Source organism: Pseudonocardia zijingensis, from assembly GCF_042657305.1.
Classification (GTDB): domain Bacteria; phylum Actinomycetota; class Actinomycetes; order Mycobacteriales; family Pseudonocardiaceae; genus Pseudonocardia; species Pseudonocardia zijingensis.
The window spans coordinates 1-3,160 of the sequence record NZ_JBHSKO010000062.1 but is presented as its reverse complement, the minus strand read 5'-3'; the positions used below and the strand labels follow the sequence as shown (position 1 = coordinate 3,160).

Here is a 3,160-nt window from a genome sequence, read left to right as displayed (position 1 = left end):
CGCACCCGAGCCTCGGCAGCCACCAACTCGTCCACCGCAACCCGACCCCGGGCCGACCCCAGACCGTCCACCAGCCGCTCCAGCACCACCCACCGGTGACCGGCCACCAGGTGCTCGCGCGCCTCGGTTCGGCGGCTCACCACCTGCCGCGCCGCCCACAGCACGGCGTTGAACGCCACGAGGGCTCCGGTCGACGCGAGCAGCACGCCACCCCACGCCGTCATCCGCACACCCCACGACGCGGGCAGCAGCGTGGTGCCGACGGACGCGTCGAGCACGACGGGGCCGCCGATCGCCACGAGGCCGACGACGCCGGCGACGATCACCAGGCCGGTCATCCAGAAGACGGCGTGCAGGGCCCGTCCCCGCGCCTTCGAGCCGCCACGCCACGACGCGACCGCCACCAGGGCGACCGCGGCGGCCCCGGCCGCCACCAGGCCGACCGGGGTGCCGACCCAGAGCGCGACCGACAGACCGACCTCGGCCACCGCGCCGGCCCCGCCCGTGGCGGCAGCCGGAGGTGCGGCCCCGGCCACCAGCAGCACGGACATGCCGGCGACCACCGCGGCCCGGGCAAGGCCGCGCCGGACGCCGGACGGTCCGGTCGCATGCGCCCGCAGCCAGTGGCCGACCAGCCGCCCGGCGTTGGCCCGGCGCTGCGCGCGCCACGTCTCGACCTCGTCGGCAGCGGTGCCCGGCGCGGGCCGGTTCACCCGGTAGGTGTGCTCGTGGGCGAGCACCTCCTCCCACCAGCCGGACGGCAGCAGGCCCGCGGCCTCCCGCTCGCGGATCGTCCGGAGCTGCTCGTCGGTGACGAACACCCGGCCGTCGAGGGTGTAGGCGATCACGTTCCGCAGCGTCCGGTCGCTGACACCCCGCGCGCGCAGCGCCGAGGCGGGCACGACCAGCACGGTGGCACCGGCGGCGCCGGTCACCGTGTCGATCGGCCGGACTGCCCGTAGCGCCGACTCGAAGCCCTCGCGGGCCGGGCCCAGCGGCTCGACCGCCAACGCCCCGACGCGCGGGAGCACGGCCGACAGCCCGTCGACGGCCCGGGTCGCGCGCTGCCCGACGCGGTCGATCCGGTGTGTCGGGACCGGGCCGGTCAGGGCGGCCCGGTCGAGCTCGGCGAGCTGCTTCTCGACCTCGGCGAGCTCGCGCTCCCACAGCCGCTGGTTGTGGTCCCAACGGAAGCCGGGCACCGCCTCGAGGGCGTCCCGGACCAACCGGAGCCGCTCGGCGAGCTCGGCCAACCGCTGCTGGTCGATCGGCGGCGCCCGGGTGCGCCGCGACCGCCACAGGTCGAGCTTCGACACGCCGAACACGACGAACGGTGCGAGCACCGCGGCCCCGAGCAGCTGCAACCAGTGGTCCGGCAGGAGGGTGATGACCCCGAAGGACATCAGGCTGCCGTTGAGCACCCCGTTGGCCAGCGCGCCGCGACGCGGTGCCAGGCGGCCCAGCTTGCCCTCGCTGATGCCGCCCAGGATCTTCAGGTAGCCCGACGAGAGGGTCAGCGCCATCGCGGGGATGACCATCCCCGAGTTGTCGATGAACGCCAACTGCAGGGCGAGCAGCACGTTCGCCACGGTGATCATCGGCAGCGCCAGCCGGTGCACGAGCTTGCGCACGAGCGGGTGGCCACCCACGTCCCAGCCGGCCCAGCCGGTCACCGCCGACGGGCCCGCCTGCCCGAAGAACAACAGGTCGGCCAGGAAGTAGGCCGCGTTGACCGCGAACACGAACCCGTCGCCGGTCAGCATGCCGTGCAGGTGTCCGAACCCGTTCACCACGAACGTCAGCGCCAGCACCGTGTTGAGCAGCCTGCCCAGCAGACCGCCGTGCGGGTTCAGCCCGTGGAACGACTGGCCCTGCGCGCCCAGCGCGTTGCCTGCCCGGTCGAGGAAGTCCGAGAACAGCCGCAGCGCGGTCATGAACCGCGCCCGCGCCGTCTCGCCTGCGGTCGAATCCAGCAGCTTGTCCTGCAGCACGTGCGCGACCACGAGGAAGTCGTTGGAGACCTGCTCGAGGTTCGTGAGGTGCCGCGAGGAGGCGCGATCGAAGTACGCGTACTTGCGCATGGTCTCGATCAGGCGCCGGATCGTGTCGACGTTGAACTGGCCGCGTTCGAGGATCGACTCCACCAGCACGCGCATCTGCTGGCTGTACGCACCGCGGTGCAGACCCAGCGCACCACGCACCGCGAACGCCACGTAGCCCGCCGTCGTGGTCGTCAGCACCGGCCACAGGGCCCAGCCACCGATCGCCACCACACCGGCGAACACACCCGCCGCGATCCCCGTGTGCACCAGCAGCTTCCGGGCGGTGCGCCGCCGCTCCCCGTGGTCCTCGATCCGCCGCAGCTCCGACTCCTGCGTCAGTTCAAGCACCCGCCGCGCCCAGGCGGGGGTGGTGGCGTGCCCGGTCTGACCGGCCGAGATCACGGCCTGCACCGTGTACGGGTCGCCCGCGGCGTCGAGCAGACCCAACTCGCCGGTGTGGGTGGCCGCGTCCAGCTCGAAGACCCGTGCCGCGCGCCGGGCCTCCTTGGCCGTCCGCCGGTCGTCGCGGGCGTTCTTGTGGTCGAACCAGGACGCCTTCAACGCGGAGAGGATCAGCCGGGCCGAGAGCCTGCGGCCGGCCACGACCTTCGAGGTGACGGCGTTGTGCCACCCGATCAGGCTCTGCACCTGCCGGTTGTTCGTGCCGAGCAGCATCGGCGACCCGTCGAGCACCGTGCCGTCCGGCAGCAGGTAGTCCGGGCCCACACCGCTCGCCGTGGCCGTGATCCGGCCGAGCCGCTGCTGGGTCTCGAACCAGTCGTGGGTGATCCGCCGCCGCGGTGCGGTCAGGTCGAGCTCGTCGAACAGCGCGTTCCACTGCCGCCGCGAGGTCGGATCCGACCACTCGTTGAACACCCACTGCTGGACGTCCCGCTGCGCGTCGGCCAGCCGGCTCTCCAGCACCCGGTAGCGGACGTTGGCCAGCGCCTGCGCCCCGATCTCGTCGCGGATGCGCACCCAGATCGGGTCGAGGTCGTGGTGATGGCGGAAGTACTGCGCGTTCGACTCCGGCTTCACCGCATCCGACCCGAAGATGAACCGGTCCGGGTGCAGGCGCACCAGCTCGATGAACCGGTCCAGGATCGGCGTCGAACCAT

Annotated in this window: 1 protein-coding gene; it reads right to left on the bottom strand. The window is 73.1% G+C overall.

The window, feature by feature from the left end:
• Nucleotides 1–3,160 (bottom strand): hypothetical protein (locus ACFPL3_RS41880; RefSeq protein ID WP_379591010.1); only part of this gene is annotated, 3,160 nt, incomplete at both ends.